Source organism: Spirosoma arboris (genome assembly GCF_009754945.1).
Lineage (GTDB): Bacteria > Bacteroidota > Bacteroidia > Cytophagales > Spirosomataceae > Spirosoma > Spirosoma arboris.
This window is the reverse complement of the sequence record NZ_WPIN01000005.1, coordinates 32,215-54,276: the sequence shown is the minus strand read 5'-3', so window position 1 is coordinate 54,276 and position 22,062 is coordinate 32,215. Positions and strand designations below refer to the sequence as shown.

At 49.4% G+C, this 22,062-nt stretch carries 13 protein-coding genes; 8 read left to right on the top strand and 5 right to left on the bottom strand.

Going from position 1 to position 22,062, the window contains the following annotated elements:
• The first annotated feature begins 255 nt into the window (after positions 1-255).
• Positions 256-2,568 carry a histidine kinase dimerization/phosphoacceptor domain -containing protein gene (locus GO755_RS14370; RefSeq protein ID WP_157585873.1) on the top strand — a complete coding sequence of 771 codons (2,313 nt, stop codon included), beginning with the start codon at positions 256-258 and terminating at the stop codon, positions 2,566-2,568.
• Positions 2,565-4,523: a sigma 54-interacting response regulator gene (locus tag GO755_RS14365; RefSeq protein WP_157585872.1), complete on the top strand. Its 1,959-nt coding sequence runs from the start codon at positions 2,565-2,567 to the stop codon at positions 4,521-4,523. Before GO755_RS14370 ends, GO755_RS14365 begins: the two co-directional genes overlap by 4 nt.
• 33 nt (positions 4,524-4,556) lie before the next feature.
• Here the strand turns inward: GO755_RS14365 and GO755_RS14360 are convergent, their stop codons facing one another.
• On the bottom strand, positions 4,557-5,840 hold the full coding sequence (locus tag GO755_RS14360; protein ID WP_157585871.1) for an MFS transporter: 1,284 nt from the start codon (positions 5,838-5,840) through the stop codon (positions 4,557-4,559).
• Positions 5,841-5,983: 143 nt separating this feature from the next.
• Complete coding sequence (locus GO755_RS14355; protein WP_157585870.1) at positions 5,984-6,253, bottom strand: hypothetical protein; 270 nt, start codon at positions 6,251-6,253, stop codon at positions 5,984-5,986.
• Between the two features lie 214 nt (positions 6,254-6,467).
• Here GO755_RS14355 and GO755_RS14350 point away from each other — a divergent pair, with 214 nt between their 5' ends.
• The 6 genes from GO755_RS14350 (at position 6,468) to GO755_RS14325 (ending at position 17,171) form a co-directional block, all read left to right on the top strand.
• A complete protein-coding gene (locus tag GO755_RS14350) occupies positions 6,468-7,472 on the top strand; it encodes an FHA domain-containing protein (RefSeq protein WP_157585869.1) in 1,005 nt (334 codons plus the stop codon).
• A 207-nt stretch (positions 7,473-7,679) separates the two neighbouring features.
• The gene (locus tag GO755_RS14345) at positions 7,680-9,125 is read left to right on the top strand and encodes a PP2C family protein-serine/threonine phosphatase (protein ID WP_157585868.1); all 1,446 of its coding nucleotides are present in this window, start codon (positions 7,680-7,682) and stop codon (positions 9,123-9,125) included.
• Positions 9,125-10,678 carry a serine/threonine-protein kinase gene (locus GO755_RS14340; RefSeq protein WP_157585867.1) on the top strand — a complete coding sequence of 518 codons (1,554 nt, stop codon included), beginning with the start codon at positions 9,125-9,127 and terminating at the stop codon, positions 10,676-10,678. The genes GO755_RS14345 and GO755_RS14340 overlap by 1 nt, the downstream gene beginning before the upstream one ends.
• 7 nt (positions 10,679-10,685) lie before the next feature.
• Positions 10,686-12,002, top strand: coding sequence for a serine/threonine-protein kinase (locus tag GO755_RS14335; RefSeq protein WP_157585866.1), 1,317 nt, complete (start codon positions 10,686-10,688; stop codon positions 12,000-12,002).
• Between the two features lie 179 nt (positions 12,003-12,181).
• Positions 12,182-16,162 (top strand): FtsW/RodA/SpoVE family cell cycle protein, encoded by a 3,981-nt coding sequence (locus GO755_RS14330; RefSeq protein WP_157585865.1) that lies wholly within the window; start codon positions 12,182-12,184, stop codon positions 16,160-16,162.
• A 109-nt stretch (positions 16,163-16,271) separates the two neighbouring features.
• Entirely contained in the window at positions 16,272-17,171 is a 900-nt protein-coding gene (locus tag GO755_RS14325; RefSeq protein WP_157585864.1) for an FHA domain-containing protein, read from the top strand.
• Positions 17,172-17,245: 74 nt separating this feature from the next.
• Here GO755_RS14325 and GO755_RS14320 read toward each other — a convergent pair whose 3' ends face one another.
• From GO755_RS14320 to GO755_RS14310, 3 genes are all read right to left on the bottom strand, one after another.
• Positions 17,246-19,249, bottom strand: a complete 2,004-nt coding sequence (locus GO755_RS14320) for an FAD-dependent oxidoreductase (RefSeq protein WP_157585863.1) — start codon at positions 19,247-19,249, stop codon at positions 17,246-17,248.
• A 62-nt stretch (positions 19,250-19,311) separates the two neighbouring features.
• Positions 19,312-21,072: an FAD-dependent oxidoreductase gene (locus GO755_RS14315; RefSeq protein ID WP_157585862.1), complete on the bottom strand. Its 1,761-nt coding sequence runs from the start codon at positions 21,070-21,072 to the stop codon at positions 19,312-19,314.
• Between the two features lie 224 nt (positions 21,073-21,296).
• Complete coding sequence (locus GO755_RS14310; RefSeq protein WP_157585861.1) at positions 21,297-22,040, bottom strand: RraA family protein; 744 nt, start codon at positions 22,038-22,040, stop codon at positions 21,297-21,299.
• Positions 22,041-22,062 lie beyond the last annotated feature (22 nt).

Here is a 22,062-nt window from a genome sequence, read left to right as displayed (position 1 = left end):
ACTGTAAATCAATGTGTTATGATTTTGTGCCAGAAATTTAGCTACTGAATATCGTTGGACAACGAGCTGAACAACGATATATCGTTGGCGGTAGCTTTACCATTCAATACAGATCACTTCTAAATCATTTGGAAATGCCTGATCTTTATTGGTTGGGTGCTGATAGACAGTAAGTTACTGGAATTGCTGACTTCTTCAGATAGTGTACCAGGTGAGATGGCCTGATTTGTGAATGAGTAGCCGAAAGAAAAAACAATGAGGAGATTGTTATTGATTATCTGCGGTTTAGGATGTGCGCTGTTGACTGCTTCTGCCCAACCGCAAACGAAGTCATCGCGAGAATTACTGGCGCTTTTGCAAAAAAGTAAGCCGGATACCCATCGCGTTCACCTGTTGCAGGATTTGGCTACCTATTACATGTTCAAACCGAACGCCCAGGCCGTCGATATGGATAGTGCGCTCGTCATGGCCCGCCAGGCCGAACAATTGAGCATAACGTTACACGATTTGAAAGGGCAGGCAACCAGTTTGATTTTGTTTGCACGAGTGTACAACCATGATGGAAAAAAGGAGAAAGCAAGAGCGTTGGTGACCAAAGCTATTACGATTTTTTCCAACGCCCATTACCTGGATGAACTGGGCGAAGCCTACTTTGAACTGGGAAGCTATTACCCACTTATCGGACCTGAAATGGCCGAACGGATACGCTTATCGGAACTAGCCTTATCGACGTTTCAACAGTCAGGTAATAAATTAAAGCAGGCTAATTGCAACAAGGAACTCGGCGATTTATACCAGGTGGAAGGCAATAACTGGAAAGCGTTGGCTTCTCTTCAGCAAGCGTTGAGCTTATACAAATCGGTGGGTAGTGGGTACGCGAAACTACAAGGAGCTTATGATTTATTAGGCCAGGTTTCCGGTGAGCTCGGCGATTATAAAGAAGCGATTCGCTATGGGCTACTAGCTGTTCAGACAGCCGAACAATCCGGCGATTCGACCATGCAACTGGCTACCATTTATAATCGACTGGGAATAACCTATCAGAATCTGAATGAACTTGAACCCGCCAATGAATACTTTAGAAAGTCGATTGCCATTGCTGAGAAGTATAATGATGTTGTCGCCATCTGTATCCTGGCAACAAACATCAGCGATACCTACGTACTGCTTCATAAACCGGTTGCTGCGCTGGCTTTTTTACGGACTATTGTGAAGAAATACCCTATTCCTGATCTCAGTAGCCAAATCCTTATTACGGGTCAATTTGTTAATGCCTATTTACCTACCCGGCAATATGCACTGGCTCAACCCTATTGTGACCGACTAATCAGGTTATCCGAAAATACCGAACGCATTGATAATGAAACCCAGACGTATGCCTATGGATGGCTAATACGTTTTTTCCTGGCCACCCATCAATACAAGCAGGCTGAGCAGTACTTATTGCCCCACCGAGTGCTGTCCGAGAAAATGGGGTCGCTACGTGGCTTGTCTACGAATCATTTATGGACATTTAAGGTAGATTCGGCTCAGGGTAATTATCAGTCCGCTATCATGCATTACCAGCGCCATAAAACGTTGAATGACTCCTTATTTACGGCGTCGAAAAGTAAGCAGATTGCTTTATTACAAACCCAGTTCGACACCAAAAAGAAGGATCAGGATATTAAATTAAAAGGCCAGCATATTGAGCTACTAAAAAAACAGGGCGAGTTGCAGTTAAACGATTTAAATCGAACAAAAACCTTACGGAATGTTACGTTTATCGTCATCGCATTGCTACTCATTATTCTCGGTTTAGTCTACAACCGGTACCGGCTCAAACAAAAAAGCAGCGCCATTCTGGAAGCTCAGCAGAAAGAGATCAACGACCAAAATCAGTCGCTTCAGCGTTTGCTGACCGAAAAGGAATGGCTGCTAAAAGAAGTTCATCACCGGGTAAAAAACAATCTTCAAATCGTGATGAGCCTGTTGAACACGCAATCCGCTTACCTGACCGATGAAGCGGCTATGCTGGCCATCCGCGATAGTCAGCACCGGGTTCAGGCTATCTCACTGATTCACCAAAAGCTCTATCAATCTGAAAACCTGTCGTCTATTGATATGTCGGCCTACATCCGGGAACTCGTCGAATATTTGCGGGATTTCTTTGGGACTGGGCAGCGTATCCGCTTTGAGACGCATATTGAGCCGGTTAAACTGGGAGTTTCCTATGCAGTACCCATCGGCTTGATTCTCAACGAAGCCATTACCAACAGTATCAAATATGCGTTCCCTGACAATAAAGCGGGGCAGATTGTCATTTCATTTCAGCATACGGGCGGTATCCATTATTTGCTTACCATTGCCGACAATGGAATCGGGTTACCAGTCGATATGGATAGCCAGCAGCATGATTCGCTGGGGTTGAGCCTGATGCGTGGGTTAAGTGACGATATCGACGGCCACTTTACCATCATGAACGATAATGGTACCCTTATTAACATCCGCTTTGTCTACGAACCGACTGACCAGCCGGAATCAGCCGGAATATCCCCCAATCTACCTTTTGAAACGACGGCCTTATGAACCAAACCGTACTTATTGTCGAAGATCAGTTTATTGAAGCCAATGACCTGCGGCTAATGCTGCAAAAAGCGGGTTATCGGGTTACGGGTATTGCCCGTTCGGTTCCTAATGCCCTGGAACTCATTGGTCAGGAAAAGCCGGATGTTGTCTTGCTGGATATTTTTCTGAAAGGTCCGCTGACCGGCATCGACCTGGCCAAACAATTAAAGGAGGATACGATTCCATTTATCTATCTCTCGGCCAACTCCACCCAGGATGTTTTGACAGCGGCCAAAGCCACTCAGCCCGATGGTTTTTTAGTTAAACCTTTTCGGGAAAAAGATGTGCTGGTCACGCTCGAAGTGGCCCGGTATCGGCATGAGCATAGCCAGGAAGCCAGTTTTCGCCGGGGGACTCAGCTCCTGAAACAATTAACGAAGCTACTGGCTGAGCCCATCGAGTGGGAACAAAAGTTACTGAAGGTAGGAAAGGCGATTCAGCCCTTCATTCCATTTGATTACATGGCGACTGGCTTTGCAGAAGCAGATACTACTGTCTATTCGGATTTGGGATTTTTGCGAATTGGCTTTGACGAATACCAGCTCGTGGGGCCAAACGAGCTGATGGTCATGACGAACTTAAAACGGCATGAGTTGGGAGCCTTACAAGCAAAAACCCCCCTGGAAACGGAAGAGACCTGGTATGACGAGAACGAGTTTAAACGCGTATGCCAGCTACCATCCATCCGAAAATTGATTGCAAATACCTTTCTGATGCGCTCCCAACTAGTGCTACCGCTGGTTGTACCGACGGGTGAACAGTTTACGTTTTTCTTTTATAGTCGCCGTCCAGATGCCTACCAGGAAGAACACATTACGCTGTTTAGCCAATTAAAGCCAGTACTGACGACTGCCGTTGAAAAGAAGCTGAATGCGAATCCTAAAGTTGCACCTGCGGCTCTAACCTCAATACCTGAGTCTATTTCCCAATCGTCAGACAGTCCTTCCAGTCCGACTACATTCGAGGGTATTGTTGGCAGTAGTCACTTGCTATTGACGGTCTTCGATCATCTGTCGCTGGTTGCCCCTTCCGATACGTCGGTCCTGATTCTGGGTGAAAGTGGAACCGGTAAAGAACGTATTGCGGCCACTATTCATCAGCTCTCTCCCCGAAAACGGAAACCCTTCATCCGGGTCAACTGCGCTACACTGCCCGTCAATCTGATTGAGTCCGAGCTATTTGGTCACGAAAAAGGGTCATTTACGGGAGCCACCGACAAACGAATCGGCCGGTTTGAACAGGCTGACGGAGGAACTATTTTTCTGGACGAAATCGGGGAGATGCCGGTTGAATTGCAGGTTAAGTTACTGCGGGTATTACAGGAAAAAGAGATTGAACGCATCGGGGGCCAATCGTCTATTAAAATCAACGTGCGCATTATTGCCGCCACCAACCGCAACTTGGAAAAGGAAGTAGCCGAGGGGCGCTTTCGGCTCGATCTATATTATCGATTGAATGTTTTTCCGATTGCGCTTCCACCATTGCGGGATCGGAAGGAAGATATACCAGCCCTTGTCCAGCATTTTATCAGGCAGTATAATCAGAAAACGGGCAAGAAAATCACGGGGCTGTCGACGCAGGCGTTGAGTACGCTACTGGCGTATCACTGGCCGGGTAATATTCGGGAACTGGAACACCTGATCGAGCGAAGCGTGCTGCTCACCAAAGGAACGCTGATTGAGGATGTGGGCTTACTCAATATGGGTCAACCAACGGTATCAACCATGCCCGAAGAGCACCGGATTAAGACCATCGATGAAAACGAGCGGGATCATATCATTGCCGTGCTCAAAAAATGCAATGGCCGGATCTGGGGTGCGGGCGGAGCAGCCGAAGTACTGAATGTACCTCCAACAACACTGAATTCTAAAATGAAAAAACTAGGTATCAAGAAAGAATATATGGATCATAGTTAACAGAACCGTTGACTATGATCCATCCTATCAGATTCATTCTTCTAAATAATTCAAATCCCTATCATGTGTTTCGGGGATGGTCAGGATGGCGTAAAAACCGAGTATGAAGCTGACCAGCCCGACAACGGCTCCTGCATTAATGACATCCAGCGATGGTTTGAGCGCTTGATATCCCAAGGTCATTGGAATCAGAAAGGCACGCACCATATTCGGTATAGTTGTCGCTGCCGTAGCGCGCAGGTTAGTACCAAATTGCTCAGCGCTAATGGTCACGAACATGGCCCAGTAGCCATTACCAAAGCCCAACCCTAAACAGAGGCCATAGAAAACCAGGGCACTTTTGATACCGAGGTATAAATAAACGAAGCTTAATGTAAACGCAATCGCCATGAAAAGGGCAATCGCTTTTTTGCGCGATTTCAGCGCCTGACTGATAAACCCGTTGGACAGATCGCCGATGGCCATCCCAATATATAAGCACGTAATGGCTAAACCCGGCTGAATTTCTTCGCCGATGCCTAATGCTTTACCAAATTCATTACTGAACGAAGCGAGAATGCCGGTAATAAACCAGGTTGGAACCCCTATTCCAATGCATTTAAGATAGCGACTAAGCCGATCCTTGTTGGTAAAAAAAGACAGGAAATTTCCCCGATTAATGTGTTTTTGTTCGGTTATGTTGGTGAACATACCCGACTCAACCACGCCAACGCGCAACAATAACAAGCTAAATCCTAAACCACCCCCCACGAAAAAGGCCGTTTCCCAGTCGAATAGTTTAACGGTAAAATAAGCCACCACAGCGCCTAACACACCAATTGCCGCTACGAATGAGGTGCCTATCGCTCGTTTTTCTTTAGGTAGAATTTCGCTGACAAGAGTAATCCCCGCATCTAATTCACCGGCCAGCCCTACACCTGCCACAAATCGCATGAGAGCGTAGTACTGGACTGGGTCCATGAAGGTTACCTGCTTAACAAATCCACAGGCAATATTGGCAATGGAGTAGGTAATGATACTGCCAAATAACACCGACAGACGCCCGCGCTTATCGCCAAGGATACCCCATAAAATGCCGCCGAGCAGTAAACCGCCCATTTGCCAATTCATGATACGGCCACCAACTGTTGAGATTTGATCCGTTGTGAGACCCATATTTTTCAGACTTGGTACGCGGACAATACCAAACAGAAGCAAATCGTAAATATCAACGAAGTAACCCAGTGCGGCCACAATGACTGGCAAGCTAAATAGCCTGACCGTAGCCGATTGTACCGAATCGCCGGATAGTTTGGGTGAAGCAGTAGGAGTAACCATGCGAAAGTACAAGGCGGTTGGGGATAATTCTTGAGTAATGCAAAATAACAAAATAATATTTTGATAACTCGCATGGGTAATGCACTGCTTTCGCAAAAAGCCTTGGCACGGCTTTTTGCGAAGATCCTACTTTACATAAGTCATTAACGACCAGTTGAAGAATGCGAACTACTCTTGCTGGTTTTGCTCGTACTCTTCATTTTTCGGCCGCTGCTTTTCGAGCCACTCTGACTCATTGTGCCTGAGTTAGCCTTCGTAGCCGAAACTGTAGGACCTGTTGAACCGTTTTGGGCAGGAGTCGAGCCTGCGGTTGGAGTTCCTGTGTTACTACTGCCGGAGGCAGTCGATTGTGCCTGAGAAGTCAGGCTGGCTAAACTCAATAGTAAAGCCCCTACTATTATTCCCTTTTTCATAGCCTTGAGTTGATTTAAAACCATTGCCTATAGTAACCTTATTGATTAAGACTGTGGTCGTAATAACTGAGTGAATGGGCTGTAAAGTAGAGCGGTTTTTACCTGAACGAGAGTGCCACAATGGGTCATTTTCCCCGTGCTCGACAAATTGATTAAAAGAAACCAGCCCCTCCTGTCGTTTACAAGGCTGTAATCCCCACTAATCGGTTTATACATGGCAAATCGGCCTGAAGGTTGGCTTGGTAAATTAAGTAATCTGCTGGTTCCAGCCAGTCAAACCCAAACGACTGCGGTAACTACAGTAACCAACAAGCGCATTCTGAATGAGCTTGTGGCTTCCTTCGAGGATTCCATACACCGGGAATCTGTCGGAAAAAGTATGCTGTTCAACGCGCACTTTCTGATTATCCTGCATCCTGATACGTATGAAGAACGTCAGAATGCCTTTCCGGTAATCGTCAATGAAGCGGTAAATGCGTTTAAGGCCATTATAGAGTCGCAAAAAGGGCAATATGAACACGTTGCGCCGGTGGCGTCGAGCTGGTTCTTTAAGTTTGGGGGTGGCCGGGAATTTGGTGGTCAGGAAGTTACGCCGGGCGATGTCAACGTGGTGGGTGCACTGACCGGCATTTTGCCCGGAAATGGGCAGGCTCAATCGTCGGAGCGCGTGAACGTAACGCGCCGGGTTAAGCAGACCAACCGATACGAAAAAGTGGATGTTGGCCTGAATACATTTCAGCATATCGACTTCCGCGAACCAGGGGCTTTCGTCGTGAAATTTAATTTCGATCCCTCGACACCCACAACGAAAAACCCTGTTGGTACAGCAACTGCTCCGCGAAACGCCACGCAGTTGCCCCGAAGCCTCAGTGCCGGACTAGCCCAGATCGATTATTACATTGCCGAATTGAACAAAGAGAATTCATACCTCATGCGCGACCGGGAAATTGTTGTGGCCCGAAAAGAGCCTGACAACCAACATTTTCCGAATTATTTGTTGATCGAATCGGCGTACGTATCGAATCCGCACGCCCGAATTCGCTTCAATGATGCAACAGATTCCTTTCAGATAGCCTCTTTCAGCCGAAACGAGACACGGGTCAATGAGCAGCTTGTTATCCGTAGCGAACCGGCTAATCCACAGTGGCATAGCTTACCAGATAAAGCCCAGATCCTACTCAACAGCATGGTGACGTTACACTTTAACCGGAACGTATAAGGCTATGATTGATGCATTGCTTGTGGTGCTGCTACTCGTATTTGTAATAGGACTGGTGGTAAAACATTTTCAGGACTTACCTCGATAATATAGTATCACAGCTATTTTTTCTGACAGGATTTACTGGATTCTCTTTCGCCTTTAAATCTTGTTAATCCAGTAAATCCTGTCAGAAAAAATGTCTTGCATCGTCCAATACATTACTGAATGAATTCAATCCAAATTGCGGGTCAGACGGATGTCGGCCAGCGTCGAAATGATAACCAGGACACGTTTATCTGCTCAATGATCTGGGCGGAAAGCAATGCGTTACTGGTGGTTATTGATGGCGTTGGTGGCTATGCCGGGGGAGATCGGGCGGCAGCTATTGCGAAGGAGTCGATTGAACAATACATGGCAACGCCCAATGGTAAGCCTTTGTCCATGCTCCGCGAAGCAGTGGTGTTTGCGAACAATCGAATCAACGACCAACGCCAGCAGGAGCTTCGATTGGCGCAGATGTGTTGCGTATTAACAGCCGTAGTAGCCGATGCTCAATCGGGTAAATTATCGTTCGTTCACGTGGGCGACACCCGTTTGTATCGGTATCGGCAGGGTACGCTCGAAAAACTCACCAACGATCATTCATTGGTTGGTATTCGGGAAGACGCTAATGAACTCACCGAAGCAGAGGCCATGCAACACCCGCGACGCAACGAAATTCTGCGGGAAGTTGGCTCGACTGAACACCGGGTCGATGATCCTGATTTTCTAGAGTCGGGCGAAACGGATTTCTTGCCGGGCGATCAATTGCTGCTATGCAGTGACGGCCTGACCGATATGATTACCCAGGCGCAGATAAAAGCCGTTCTAAACCGAACGCTTTCGATTGACGAACAGTCCACCGAGCTAATACGAATCGCTAATGAACAGGGAGGTAATGACAACATTACGGTTGTACTAGCTAGAAATAAGTTGACGCCATCGCCGTCGACGCGGGTAGAGAAAGCAGTCGAAGCACCGACTCCGAAACAGCCATTGACACCTGCTGCGCCAGTTGCTTCCGATACGTTATCGACAAAGAAGCAATCCACAAAACGAAGTCTGACCGGTTTATGGAGTGTTCTAGGACTGCTGGTGGGCGGATTAATTGCAGGGATTATCTGGTATCAATTTCAGTCACCCCATCAAGCCGATTTAGTTTCGACTGACAGTCTGCATACAGTTAGTAGCGAACCGAGTGCCGTGACAATTGCTAGTGGAATGTCCCATTTTGATTCGCTGTTGCAAACCGCTTACCGTAGTAAAGACCACCGACTGGTTTTACCGGCTGATACGTTTCGGCTCGACAAGCCCCTTTTCCTGACCGATTCGCTGTTAACCATTCTTGGTGACAAGAAATTGACGGTCTTCATGCCAGTCGATACGTCACGAGTGCAGGTGGCGTTACGGATAACGCGAGAAGACCTCGTGCGTGTAGAAAACATCGTGATCGCTGGATTTAAGACGGGTATTGAAACGACCCCAAAAACGAAGTTACAACTCGCAAACGTCTCTTTTCGAAACGTAGCGCTGCCTGTTAACGCGGTTATTCGGCAGGATACATTCCGCAATGCCGTCGTTGAGATTTCTATAAAAAACCAACCTGATTCATCTAAACGAGTACGTCCCTAATGGCTACGATTCGATTTGATACGCGATTTCCGGGCTATGAAGTGCTGAGTGAATTGGGACGTAGTAATGCCCGGATTCTCAAGGCACGTCATCTGGCTACGGGCGATCTGGTGGCGATCAAGCACTTCGCACTCAATACCGATGCCGAAACGCTCCGGCGATTTCAGCGGGAGTCGGCTATCATGACCAGCATTGCCCATCCTAATATTGTTAAAGTGCGCGAGGTTCAACTGGAAGCCGAGTTGCCCTATATCGTCATGGAACTGATCGAGGGCGGCAATCTGAGCCAACTCATCGCCGGACAGGATTGCGTGGACGTCCCAACGACAATTCGGATGGGTTTACAAATGGCCAGCGCGTTTAAGGCGATTCACGCGCAAGGCATTGTTCATCGCGACATTAAACCGGAAAATATTTTGTATCGGCCATTGTCCAGTGGGGAGTTACATTTCCTCTTAACGGATTTTGGCGTGGCCCGCCTGCATGAGCAATCGAATACACTAACGGGCCAGTCGTTGATGACCTACGAATATGCATCGCCGGAGCAATTTAACGATCCGAAAAGCGTAGGACCTGCAACGGATTATTACTCGCTGGGCGTGGTTCTGTACCAGTGTCTCCACGGCTGTGTGCCGTTTGCGCTGGACGATCATTCGGGAATCGTAACCTTTATGAACCGAGTACTGGCCGAAGCTCCACCCGCACTCACGATCACCGATGATCAATCGGTCAACCCATTTCGAGAGTTATTACAAGGCTTATTGCAGAAAAAAGCAAGCGACCGACTGAGCGATCCTGATGAGTTAACGTGGCTGCTCAAACAGGCCGAATTAAACTACTTGCAAGCCAATCGGGTAACACCTATTCCGCCTGTAAATACGAATTCAACCCAGGTTGCCCCACACATTCAGGAACCTGAAAAAAATGTGGCAAAGGCTGATTCGGCAGAACCCTTGCCCATTCAGGAACGACAATTGCCTAAACCTAAACTAGTTGGCCTAAAACTGGAGACTGTTGTACTTGCTGTTTTACTTGGTGGTGCTGCGCTTTATTATGTCTTTGTCGGGTCCAAAACGAGGAATAGTACAAAGGCAGAAGATCCAGTCGGAAATTTGATCACCAATGCTGATTCGGCTGGGCGTCCTAATTTACAGGAGGTTGCGGCAACCCGTCGGCGGGAAGCTGAAGAAACCGCACGGCAGGAGCAAATTCGACAGGAAGCGATGGCTGCGGTTAAGAGCCTACGGGTAAAAACGACTGATTTTCGGGTCGGCTTATTTGGAGGGATCAAAAACATTCAACTCCAGCTGACTAACCCGAGTACTGTTACCTTTTCGTCGGTTACGGTTCGAGTGAATTATTACAAAGAAAGTGGAGGGCTCTATAAATCAGAGAACGTACAGTTCAGCGCAGTTGGCCCGAATGCATCATTAACCCAAAACGCGCCGAACAGCGACCGGGGAACCCGGCTTAGCTGCAAAATTGTGGATCATCAGTTTTCTCCGCCGTTGGATTCCCTTACGAATACGATGACGTCAGACTCGTTAAATTAATTGACCAATGCCAACTGTAAGCGTCAATACGCATTTTCCGGGTTACGAAATTATTGGCGAACTGGGGCGCTCGAATGCCCGTGTCCTGAAGGCGCGCCATCTGGCCACGGGCGATCTGGTGGCGATTAAACACTTCGCACTCAATACCGATGCCGAAACACTTCGTCGATTCCGACTTGAATCGCAATTGATGACTGATATTCGGCATCCGAACGTAGTACGCGTGCGGGAGGTGCAGCTCGACATGCCCATGCCGTTCATTGTCATGGACTGGATTGAGGGCGGTAATCTTCGGTCGCTTCTTACTGAACGGGAATATCTGGATGTACCCGCAAGTATACGATTGGGTCAGCAGATGGCCGAAGCCTTTAAAGCGATTCATTCACGCGGCATTATTCACCGCGATATCAAACCGGAAAACATTCTCTTTCGGGTTCTGCCTAGTGAAGAGATCCATTTTCTCTTAACGGATTTTGGCGTTGCCCGCCTGCGTGAACAGACGCAAACGATGACAGGACAATCGCTGATGACGTATGAATATGCTTCGCCCGAACAGTTTGATAATCCCAGAAGCGTTGATGTCGCGACGGATTATTATTCGCTGGGCGTTGTGCTCTACGAAAGTTTGTCTGGCCGTGTGCCGTTCGCGATGACCGATAGTGCCGGAATGGCTACGTTTATGGGGCAGGTTCTGCGTACACCACCCCCTGACTTGCAACTGCCATCGGGTCAATACCTACCGCCCAGCCTGAATACACTACTAGACTGGATGTTAGTCAAAAACCCCGCGGAGCGACTCAGTGACGTAACTGAATTGGTACTGTTGCTCGGACAGGCAAATGTTGAGCAGTTACAGGCCAGTCGTCCCAGTGACCGTCGTGCCCCGGTTTCCTCGCGAACAATGGCGGCACCCGTATCAGCAACACCCATATCGACGCTACAGACACCGCGACCAGTACAAGTCCAACCAACTTATGAGGATGAACCTGCCAATAGCTTAACGAAGTGGAATCTTGGATTGGCTGCATTACTCGTGGCTCTATTGATTGGTCTGGCCGTCATTTATACATATCGCCAAAAGGAAAATAAGGCCAGTTCTACGATTCTGCCAGATTCGACAAGCATGAGAACTGATTCATCAACTACCAGTGAAGTCACGGAAGACACCACATCGACTTCGTCTGATTATCCCAATGAATCGACAAACGACTGGAACGAAACTGAAGATAATTCTGAAACTACAACGGAACCCGTACCCGCCACGCCAACACCCGTACCTGATTCGTCTAGTGCAGTCGAGGACACGACGAGGATTCCGAATTAGTGATTACCCTAAACCGTATTGGCGGATCACGTTGCACCCCTCTCCCGTTTTGGGAGAGGGGCTGGGGGTGAGGGGAACACCGAAAATCCTTTCCCTCACCCCAACCCTCTCCCAAAACGGGAGAGGGGCTATAGTCAGCCCTCACTTGGCGAAGCCAAGCGAGAACGTAACACGATTACATGAAAGAAACCACCGTTCCGTCTGGACGATTGTATATGCTGGGTGCATCGGTCATGCTGCTGGTGCTGTTCGCCCGGTTATACATGAACCTGTTCGCTAACCTGAGTCAGGCGAAAGACGCCTTTGCTAATGGACAGGCATTGCCGCTTAAAGCAGGACTCAAATCGGCAGCCATCCAGCGACTGCTTAACCGCGGCAATTATTACAGCGATCCTAAAGACATAGCGTTCGTCGCCGATTCGTTATCGGCCAAACTTCGTCAAAACAGTTCGCTCGACAATCTGGGGGCCATCAATAAACGACAGTTTTCGGTGCTGGCTCCTATAGCGTGGCGAAGCCGGATTGGCGGGGTTGATTTTCAGAGCCGGTTGCAGGCATCCCGTCAGCAAATGGGCTTCGATTCGGTGCTTTATGTCCGCGAACTGAACAACCCTAAAACATACCCAGCTACCGTTAGCGCGGGAAGTGGAACGGAGTCGATGTCAGGTGAGGTAATGCGAGACGACCGACCAATGGCGAATGTATTGGTGCAACTCAAGCGCCACCCGGCCACTGCTCAACCCGATACACTCCCAGACCGATTCACCTACGCCCGTACAGACACCGATGGGAAGTTTGCCTTCACGGGCTTGTTGGAGGGTTCGGGATATAGCGTTGTGCCGCTTAAACCCGGTTTTGAGTTTGGGAGTCGGCGGGGTGTAAGTCGGCTGACAAGCCATCAGACCTATACATTTTCGGCTCGCCCGCACCGCCTGCGCCTGATTGGCTCAATCGTATACGGACAACTTAAGGCCGATCACGCATTTACGGTACGTACGCCAAACGCCTATACTGCACAATTCTGGGTCATTGTTATCTTGTTCCTGTTTGCCTTCTGGCTTGTCGAGAGCTTCTGGTCACTCCGACGATTCCAGCCAGATCCGTTGTTGCTGCCCATACTGATGCTACTGACGGGCATATCGGTGTTGACACTTTTAGCCATTCAAGACCCGTTACAAGATATGCTCTATGCCTGGCAAACGCTGCAAGGCATTGCGGTTGGCCTGGTCGGAATGACGATTTTGTCACAACTGAACATCGGTCGCTTCTACGCAGACTGGCGCTATGACTGGCTGTTTGCCTTCCGTAACCGAACGTCCGTTAAACTGTCTGGCTGGACATGGTTAGTACTCGCCGTTGGACTGGCTGCCCTGACATTGTTGATCGGTTCAGGACCGGAAGGTAGTGGCGTGCGCGTTAACCTGTCGATACTAGGGCTAACGGTTCAACCCAGCGAGATTACCAAATTTCTATTGATCCTGTTTTTCGCAGGGTTCTTTGCCGCCAATGAACAACAGATTCGCCAGTTGCCCGATTTGCGCTGGCGTTTTACCGTGAGTTTTGGCGCACTGGCAGGAGCAGGATTGCTCATGTTGCTCTACTTGCTGCTGGGCGATATGGGGCCAGCGCTGGTCGTCTGTTTTACATTCCTGCTGTTTTATAGCATCGCTCGGGGGAACTTACTCCTGACGCTGGCAACGGGGATGGGCTATGGTGTTGCGCTCTGGCTATTGCCCGGTGGAATCGCTACAGTGCTCTCGTTAGTGGCTCTGATTGGCTATATGTACTGGCGGGGCGAAGCTCGCTCGACAACGGGATTGGGCTGGGCCGCTTTGCTAACCGAAGCACCCGTATTGCTCCTGCTCGTGATGGCGATGTTTGCGTTTGGCGATCAACTGCCATTCGTTGGCGACCGACTGGCTGATCGTAAAGCTATGTGGCTCAGCCCCTGGAATAACGATGTCTACGGGGGCGATCATCTGGCGCATAGTTTCTGGACACTGGCGTCGGGCGGCTGGACAGGGCAGGGGCTCGGCAAAGGATTTGCCAGTGCCATGCCAGCCGCTCATACCGATATGATTCTACCCAGCGTGGGCGAAGAATTGGGCGGATTAGGCGTCATTGCAGTGTTTCTGCTCATGGGAATCTTGTTGCACCGGATATTCCTGCACGCCCGCCGGGCAGGACAGCCGTTCAGCTTTTTTCTGGTAGCCGGGATCGCTATTGCAACGGGTGTTCAATTCCTGATTATCGCCAGTGGGTCGATTGGATTACTACCACTCACGGGAATTAGCGTACCGTTTTTGAGTTATGGGAAGATCTCGCTGATCCTCAATTTGATCGCGATGGGTGTTGTGTTCAGTGTGGCGCAACGGCCAGGTCAAGTAGAGCAACGGGAATATTTAGAGAAGAATTACGACCTGGTACTAATGGCAGGCATTGCCGGTTTCCTAGTAGGTGTGCTTATCCTGATCGGGCGCTTATTACCGATTATTGGCTGGAAAGGTAACGACTATATTGTGCGTCCTGCCCGAGTGGTAACACGTAATGGTGATCCCGTTTACAGCTATAATCCGCGCATTGAGCGCCTGACCCGCGTACTGGCATCCGGCACGATCTACGACCGCAACGGCCTGGTGCTGGCAACGAGTTCGCCGGAACTTGTTACGCAGCAATTATCCCGATTGCGGCAAAGCGGGTTAAAATCCGATCAGATTGAAACGCTTACCCAAAAACGGCTGCAACGCTATTATCCATTCGGGGAACACCTGTTTTTCTGGGTCGGGGATCTGAACACTCAACTCTTCTGGGGGCAAAGCAACGGGTATTATGCCGAAGCTACTCATTTCAGCGAGTTGCGTGGTTTCGATAGTCGCCCCCGCAAAACGAACCTTGTAGCCACTGACTACCGGGCTGACCGCTTTAGCCCATCGGTTCAACAGGAACGCACGCTATCGGTTTACGATTACAGCGAACTGGCACCTGCCTTACGGGCGGGGATCGACAGCCGTGAAGTTGCTCGCCGTAAAGCACAGAACCGCGATTTGCATTTGAGCGTGAATGCCGAGCTGCAGGTGACGATTCAAAAGGCACTTGCCCAATCGGAGTATAATGGCAAGCGCCTTTCGGTGGTTGTGCTGGATGCTGCTTCGGGTGACGTAATGGCGTCGGCAATGTACCCGTTGCCTAGTCTGAAAACCCCCGAAACTATGCTTTTATCGGATCGGGATCGACTGAAACTGCCATATCTAGTGACCGAGCGTGATCTGGGGATGACCTACCCAACGGCACCCGGTTCGACGGCTAAAATCCTGACGGCGATGGCTGCATTTAATAAACTGGGTTCGTCGGCATCGGCAGTTTCGTACCCGATTTCCTGTCAGGAAATTATTCGGCGGGGTACTCGTGAATCAGAACCCTGCGGTGAATCCGTGGATATGCAGAAGGCGATTGTCCGGTCGAGTAACGTGTATTTCATCCGAACAGCGAACGACAACACGTTAGATAACGAGATGGCTGATCTCTATTTGGCCACGGGTATGAACGTTGATCTGATCGGCGGTTACTCTTTTTCAGACACTCACACCGACGCCGAACGCGTTCAAATTCGAAAGCACTGGCGCGACTCCTCGTTTGTGGTTCGTCGGAAGTTGTACCAGAGTACGCAGTATCCAAGACGATACCGCTCGGAGTTTTCGGGTTTGGCCTGGGGGCAGGGACAGTTGACTTCAACGCCCGCATCGCTGGCCAGAATGGCAGGAGCTATTGCCAATAAAGGCATATTGCAACCATCCCGTTACCTATTGGATCGGGCCGGGAAAGCGCAGCCGATAGTCGCCGGAAAAGCAGTAGCCCGTCGGCCTGACTATGCAGAGCAATTGCAGGAATTCATGATCGAGCAGTCGAATCCATCGGCGGGGCGGAGTAAGATTAGCATCGCGCGGGTAGCGGGTAAAACCGGTACGCCTGAACGTATCGTGCAGGGTGTTCAGGAGAATGACGGCTGGTACGTATTTTTCGCCCCTACACCCGATGGTCGATCACATACCGTTGTCGTTGTGCGGATCGAATTGGGCAACTCATCGGCAGATGCCGTCAACTTAGCGAATACTGTTGTCGCCCCAATTTTAAAGCAACGTGGCTATTTAGGTAGCTTTTAATTGTGTTGTACCCACGGGCTTCAGCCCGTGATTCTATTGAAAAGATACTTGTTGACAGCTATCACGGGCTGAAGCCCGTGGGTACATTAATAACCCAAACCCATCAACTATGAGCCTCATAGAAAAAGTAAAGAACCTGTTTGGTTTTGCGCCTGCGGAGCATCATTCGTCTGTCGAGCCTACAACCGATTTGCCACAAAACAACGAATCTGCTCTTATTACACCGAAACCGACTCCGGCCGGGCCTCCGCCAGCCGCTCAGCAACGGGAGCGGGTCATCCGGCTTATAGTCGGCAGACTTCGAGTTTATCAGAATGAACCAGAGACGGCTCCTGTTGGGCTTCGGTTAAGTATTTTAGCTACAGACCCCGAAGAGGAAGAGCTATACCGGGTGGCCCTATGGGAAAATCAACCGGGAAAATTTCAGAATGAGTTGAATCGGCAACTGGCTGATAACTACATTACATTGCCCAAAAACTGGCGATTTGATTATTCCTTTTTTTCGGATGAGTTACCCGAAAGCTCGTATCGGGAGGGAAACCTGGCACTAGCTATAGCGGATAAATCCAAGCCCACTAGCGCACCGCTTCGGGCCAGCATCGTCGCGTTAGTGGGCCAGACAGAGCAAGCGGACTATGTACTCGATCCTGCCCAAAAGACCACCTATTACATCGGGCGTGGCCATACTACTCAGACAACATCGGGCCGGGTTCGAACCAACGATATTGTTATTCTCAACGAGGATGATCCCGGTTTCGACCCGCAGAAAGGTTCTGGAAATGGGGCCGTTAGTCGGTCACATGCAACGATCCGGTACGACATGACTTTGCAACGATATGCACTTCTTGTCGATGCGGGAGGATTGCCAGCCAGCGGGAACAAAACAAAAATCATGCACCCTGACGATCGTATTGAACGGGCCGATATTGCTAATCTGGTTTACCCACTTCAGGATGGAGACCAGATTGAACTGGGTGGCGAGGTTATGCTTTTATTTAAACTGGCATAGACTTACATAGTACGCTCAGCATGATTTATGAATCAATTCATGGCAATTCGACAAGCAATAGGAACATCAGGAGGTCAGAACGTAGGAACGAACAAAACCGCATCGGCCACTACGGGTCCATCGGCTTGTTTGAGCCCTATATCAACTGCTGAACTTTGGCCTTTGGGTAGTTCATACTCACCCAGTGAAACCCATTCGCCGGATGTTTGTCCAACGACGACAATATCGGCTGGTTTGATCGAAATGGACTTGCTTGTTTTACCGTCTGAAACCGTAATACCCAGTTCCGAAGCTGTTTTGGCTAATCGGGGGAAGTAGGCGTAAATGTGGTATTTACCCGCTTTTACAATTTCGGGCTTGAATCGGACGGAAGCCGCTTCTCCGCCCTGGCCCTCATAAATCAGATAGGAGGGGCCGTAACCTCCTTTACTTTTGCTTTCAATACGCCACGGGCCAGTAATTGTTGTTCGTGTTTGATCTTCATTGTCGACCAGAATTTCGGGTGTACTGCCGTCACCCAAAGGATTCGCTTTTAATTCCTGCTGTAGTTTCGCAATATCCACTTTTTGCACACTGGTTTTTGCATCGATTGCCATGACAGCCGCTAACGCTGTCGACTGACCCAGCACCATAAAAACCGGCTCCATTCGAATTGATCCATACGCAATATGTGAGGCCGACAAACAAACCGGAACCAGCAGATTGCGGCATTCGCCTTCTTTGGGAATCAGCGCCCGGTACGAGATCGGATAGGGGCCAAAGCCACCAACTTCCACATTACCCTCGTTCTTCGCCATTTTCTTGCCGTCTTTTTCAATCACAATACGCTGAATATTGTGCGAATCCATCGTATAGGCAGCCATGCCAACACCGTCAGTTACCACTTCTTTTCCTTCGCAATTCGCCTGTGTCATTACGTAGGCGCCCACCATTCGACGCGCTTCCCGGATGTAGAGTTGTGGCGACCAGTTGCCAGAATCAGTGTATTCATCCTTTGGGTAGCCCCATGTCAGCATTTGCTCCCGAAGCGGTAGGGGGACGCGTGAATCATGGCCGAAAAAATACAGTAACCCTTTGGTATACAGTTCATGATCGCGGATAATCTGCGCCCGTTTTTCGTAGCTTCCATCTGGATACGCATAATTCATACCGATCATATCGGTCGAAAAACCGTTTCGATTGTTAATGTCGGTTTTTTTGTTGGGCATTCCACTCCAGATGAAATAGTCGTTGAGCGATAGTTTCTGGGGTTGGGCTGCCAGCAGCCGGACGAGCAGTTCGTATCGAGTGGAATCATAGCCCGGTGGACGCGTAATAGGGACCTGATTGGCTGGGTCAGACGAAAGACAAATTCGATAATTGTAGGTTTGTTCCTTTCCATCACCTGTTCCGTTGGGCTCCAGCTTAGCCGGGCTAACCCCCCAAACCAGCCCCGATTCTGGCTTACCGGGTGTTTTGTAGGGATCAATACCGTCTGGAAGCTGGTGGCCGGTCATCAACTGAACACCGCTAATGGTTTCGTTGTATTTTGAATTGGCTTCCCGGCCAACGGTGTAGGAAACTCCGGCTTTGGCCATCAAATCACCTTCGTAAGAACAGTCGATAAACATCTTCGCCCGAATAGTCCGTTTGGCCGAAGAAGGCTTATCCGAGTTTTCCAGAACGATTTCCTGGATCTGCCCACTGCTTTTCGTTACGCTCGAAAGGCGGTGAGAAAACAGTACGTCCACCTTGCCCCGTTTGACATACTCGTTGAACAACTCTTCGGCTACATGGGGCTCAAAAATCCACTGTTCAAACTTGCCGTAATGCTGGCCGATGCGTCGGTAATAATCGCGGGAGATTCCGGTAATGGCGTACTTATTGCCAATATCGGTTAGCCCCAAACCACCGGAGGTCATACCGCCCAAATGCTTGCCCGGCTCGATCAGGATCACGGTTTTTCCAGCTTTCCGGGCAGTGTAAGCCGCTATGACCCCGCCTGAAGTACCGCCATAAACACAGATATCGACCTGCTGCTGGGCAATGGAGGAGTAGACTATTAACAGGCTTAAACAACTGGTGAGTACGTATCGCATAAACTTTGAAATAAGGCAAGATAATAGGCTGCTTTATACCAAAGCAACTCGTTCTTAAAATCTCATTTTTCGTTTAACATCGCCAGTTGGCTGGTCTCGAAATTAGGGTCGGTAGTGGCAATGCCTTTGCTGTAGACCAGAATCGCTTTCTGTTGAAGTAGGGCTTTTTGCAATTCCGTAACGGGTAACGCATGCACCGATTGCGATTTCTGTACACAGATGGCCGCTGCCGTTCCAGCAGCCTGGCCGAGCGCCATCCAGCAAGGTTCCATTCGGAGCGTGGAAAAGCCAATGTGCGTAGCTGATGCTGGAACCGGAGCCAGCAAATTTTCCAGTGGCGAATCGGGCACCATCACCCGAAACGGAACGGTATACACGGCAGACGGGTAACTAATAAACCCATCTAAATGAATTCGGCCTGCTTCCCGTTTCCGAACCGCGTGCGAATCGAGCGCGTAGTGACTGGCCGTGATGCTATCGGCGTGAATTGGTGGTCGCCCACCCGGCTTAACAGGTTGGGCGTCCTGGGCTTTGAAGACGTATTTCCCCTTCATCCGACGGCCTTCCCGAACGTAAAGCTGCCGCGGAAAATGGCCGTTGTCTGTATATTCATCTTTAGCCCAACCCCACTCAGAACACTCTTTTCGGAACCAGTCCGGCAATTCTGGATCGTTTTGCGCAAAGTAGAACAGCCCTTCAGTGTACTCCCGAAGCCGTTGGGCGAAGCGGTCACGCCATTCCCAACCGGACGTTGGATAAGGCCAGTTTTCTTCCGGCAAATCCGTCGAAATGAACGAATGATGCTGGTTGTTGCCGTCGTTTTTACCATTTGGCAGCTTGACCATGTTCGTTAGCCAGGCAATTCCTTTGGGCATACCGGGTACTTCGGGCGGCAAACCGGCTTTGGACCGGCGCAGGTTCTCGGCTTTTTGGGCATCCGTAAGCTCCATCATCGCCACACCAGTATAGTGCCCCGTTGTCACATCGCCGATCATCGATACATACTCTTCCCGGTTGTACCGGGCCGGTTTCTGAATCTTGACCCGAATCGTCGGATCGCTGGTTACGCACAGCCGATAGTTGTACGATTGAACGGCATTATCGCCCTGAAAGGTCGAACCTGGTCCTTCGGGTCCAGCCCAATATTTGTAGACTCGCCCGGCACCTACTTCATTGTAGTCCGATTTGCCTTCCCGTCCGAGAAAAAACGGCACACCTGCTGCCGCAATCAAATCGCCTTCATAAGTCGCATCGATAAAAAACCGTCCCTTATAGGTCTCCGTCTTTTTCGTGTTTCGATCCGTTACCCGAATGCTCTGAATCCGATTGTTCTGGATCGTCAGATTTTCGGGTTCAAAGTCGAATTGGCGCATGGTCAACACGGTCGCATGGGGACTTTCCTTCAGGAAACCGTCGAAGATTTTGGCTGCCACCGAAGGTTCGAAATGGTAGCCATCCGAGCAATCCTTCGCCTGTTGCGAATCGGCCCCGTATTTCTCGACATAATGAGCTTTAATTCGCTGCACAAACTCGAGAAACAAGCCGCCCGTAGCACCCCGCGTGGCAATGTCAGTAGCCCCGAGGCCATTGGCAGGTAAGCCGCCAATGTGGGCTGTCCGCTCCAGAATCAGCGATTTTTTGCCCAATCGGGAAGCAGATACAGCTGCCATAATACCACCGGGAGTACCCCCGACAATGATGAGGTCATAGTCGTTTTCGGCTAGTGGGCTGATTATACCAGTGTGGATTTCGGGAATTCCGGCAGTAAGGGCAAGGCTACTCAAGCCAGATAGTCTTAGGAAAGTTCGTCGGGTTGTCGGCATTTCTACGGCTACAGAGTTGAAAAGGCGCTGTTCGAAACCAGTGCTCTTTCAAAATAGATGCTATAAGATTCTTTCGATTCTATTCCATTGGTTGAAACTGTTTAAACTTTTACTCACTAAGGAAAAGTTTAAACAGTTTCGTTATCAAAAAAAGAATCTATAAAATCTATTTGGGCAAACACGCTATTGGTCACGAATAGGAGGCTATTTCGGGTCCGTTCTACTCAAAAATAACCGCCTTTTTCGGTAATTTCCTGAATAGTTTTCCCTTCGTGCACCCATCCGAAAATCATCTTCTCGTTGGCAATAATTTCCTCGGCCCGCATCAGAACGTTATACGCAATTTCGCGCGGCACAACCAGGACACCGTCAATATCGCCCAGTACTACGTCGCCCGGTTTGATGGTTACGTCGCCAATCTGAATCGTGACCTGATAGTGCGTAATGAGACATCGACCTAAGCTACCATTCGAAATTCGATACTTGTAGAATACCGGTAGTTCGGCTTCCAGAATCTGGTGCGTATCGCGAATACCCCCATCGATGCAAGCCGCTTTCACCTTCTTGCCTTTGGCCGTTGCCGTCATAACGCCCCCCCAAAGCGTAGCTTTACTATCGCTGGTCGTATCCCAAACGATAAAGGCGTCTTCGTGCATTTCTTCGAGCATTTGTGTTCGGAATTCCATCTCACCCCGGATCATGGCGTTGGGCGCGCTTTTGACTGTAAAGGCAAAACCTGCCACGGTACGATACTCACGGAGTGGTAGAATATGGCCGGGTAACGCCTGATTCAGCAGACAAAATTCGCGCATGACGTCATTGACAGCCCCCGTATAGAGCTGCTCAAACCGTTGCAATAACTCTTTTTCTGGGATAGGGAACGTGGTATCGGAAACGCCTTCACGCTTTTCGATCAACTTCTCCAGATTCATCAATCCGACTTCTTTCTTATACTGATCGACACTCATGATTTTTCGTTTATATAGTTTA

Excerpts from the sequence above, each read along its gene's own strand:
- GO755_RS14370 (WP_157585873.1), top strand. The coding sequence starts at position 256 with ATGAGGAGATTGTTATTGATTATCTGCGGTTTAGGATGTGCGCTGTTG.
- GO755_RS14365 (WP_157585872.1), top strand. The coding sequence starts at position 2,565 with ATGAACCAAACCGTACTTATTGTCGAAGATCAGTTTATTGAAGCCAAT.
- GO755_RS14360 (WP_157585871.1), bottom strand. The coding sequence starts at position 5,840 with ATGGTTACTCCTACTGCTTCACCCAAACTATCCGGCGATTCGGTACAA.
- GO755_RS14355 (WP_157585870.1), bottom strand. The coding sequence starts at position 6,253 with ATGAAAAAGGGAATAATAGTAGGGGCTTTACTATTGAGTTTAGCCAGC.
- GO755_RS14350 (WP_157585869.1), top strand. The coding sequence starts at position 6,468 with ATGGCAAATCGGCCTGAAGGTTGGCTTGGTAAATTAAGTAATCTGCTG.
- GO755_RS14345 (WP_157585868.1), top strand. The coding sequence starts at position 7,680 with ATGAATTCAATCCAAATTGCGGGTCAGACGGATGTCGGCCAGCGTCGA.
- GO755_RS14340 (WP_157585867.1), top strand. The coding sequence starts at position 9,125 with ATGGCTACGATTCGATTTGATACGCGATTTCCGGGCTATGAAGTGCTG.
- GO755_RS14335 (WP_157585866.1), top strand. The coding sequence starts at position 10,686 with ATGCCAACTGTAAGCGTCAATACGCATTTTCCGGGTTACGAAATTATT.
- GO755_RS14330 (WP_157585865.1), top strand. The coding sequence starts at position 12,182 with ATGAAAGAAACCACCGTTCCGTCTGGACGATTGTATATGCTGGGTGCA.
- GO755_RS14325 (WP_157585864.1), top strand. The coding sequence starts at position 16,272 with ATGAGCCTCATAGAAAAAGTAAAGAACCTGTTTGGTTTTGCGCCTGCG.
- GO755_RS14320 (WP_157585863.1), bottom strand. The coding sequence starts at position 19,249 with ATGCGATACGTACTCACCAGTTGTTTAAGCCTGTTAATAGTCTACTCC.
- GO755_RS14315 (WP_157585862.1), bottom strand. The coding sequence starts at position 21,072 with ATGCCGACAACCCGACGAACTTTCCTAAGACTATCTGGCTTGAGTAGC.
- GO755_RS14310 (WP_157585861.1), bottom strand. The coding sequence starts at position 22,040 with ATGAGTGTCGATCAGTATAAGAAAGAAGTCGGATTGATGAATCTGGAG.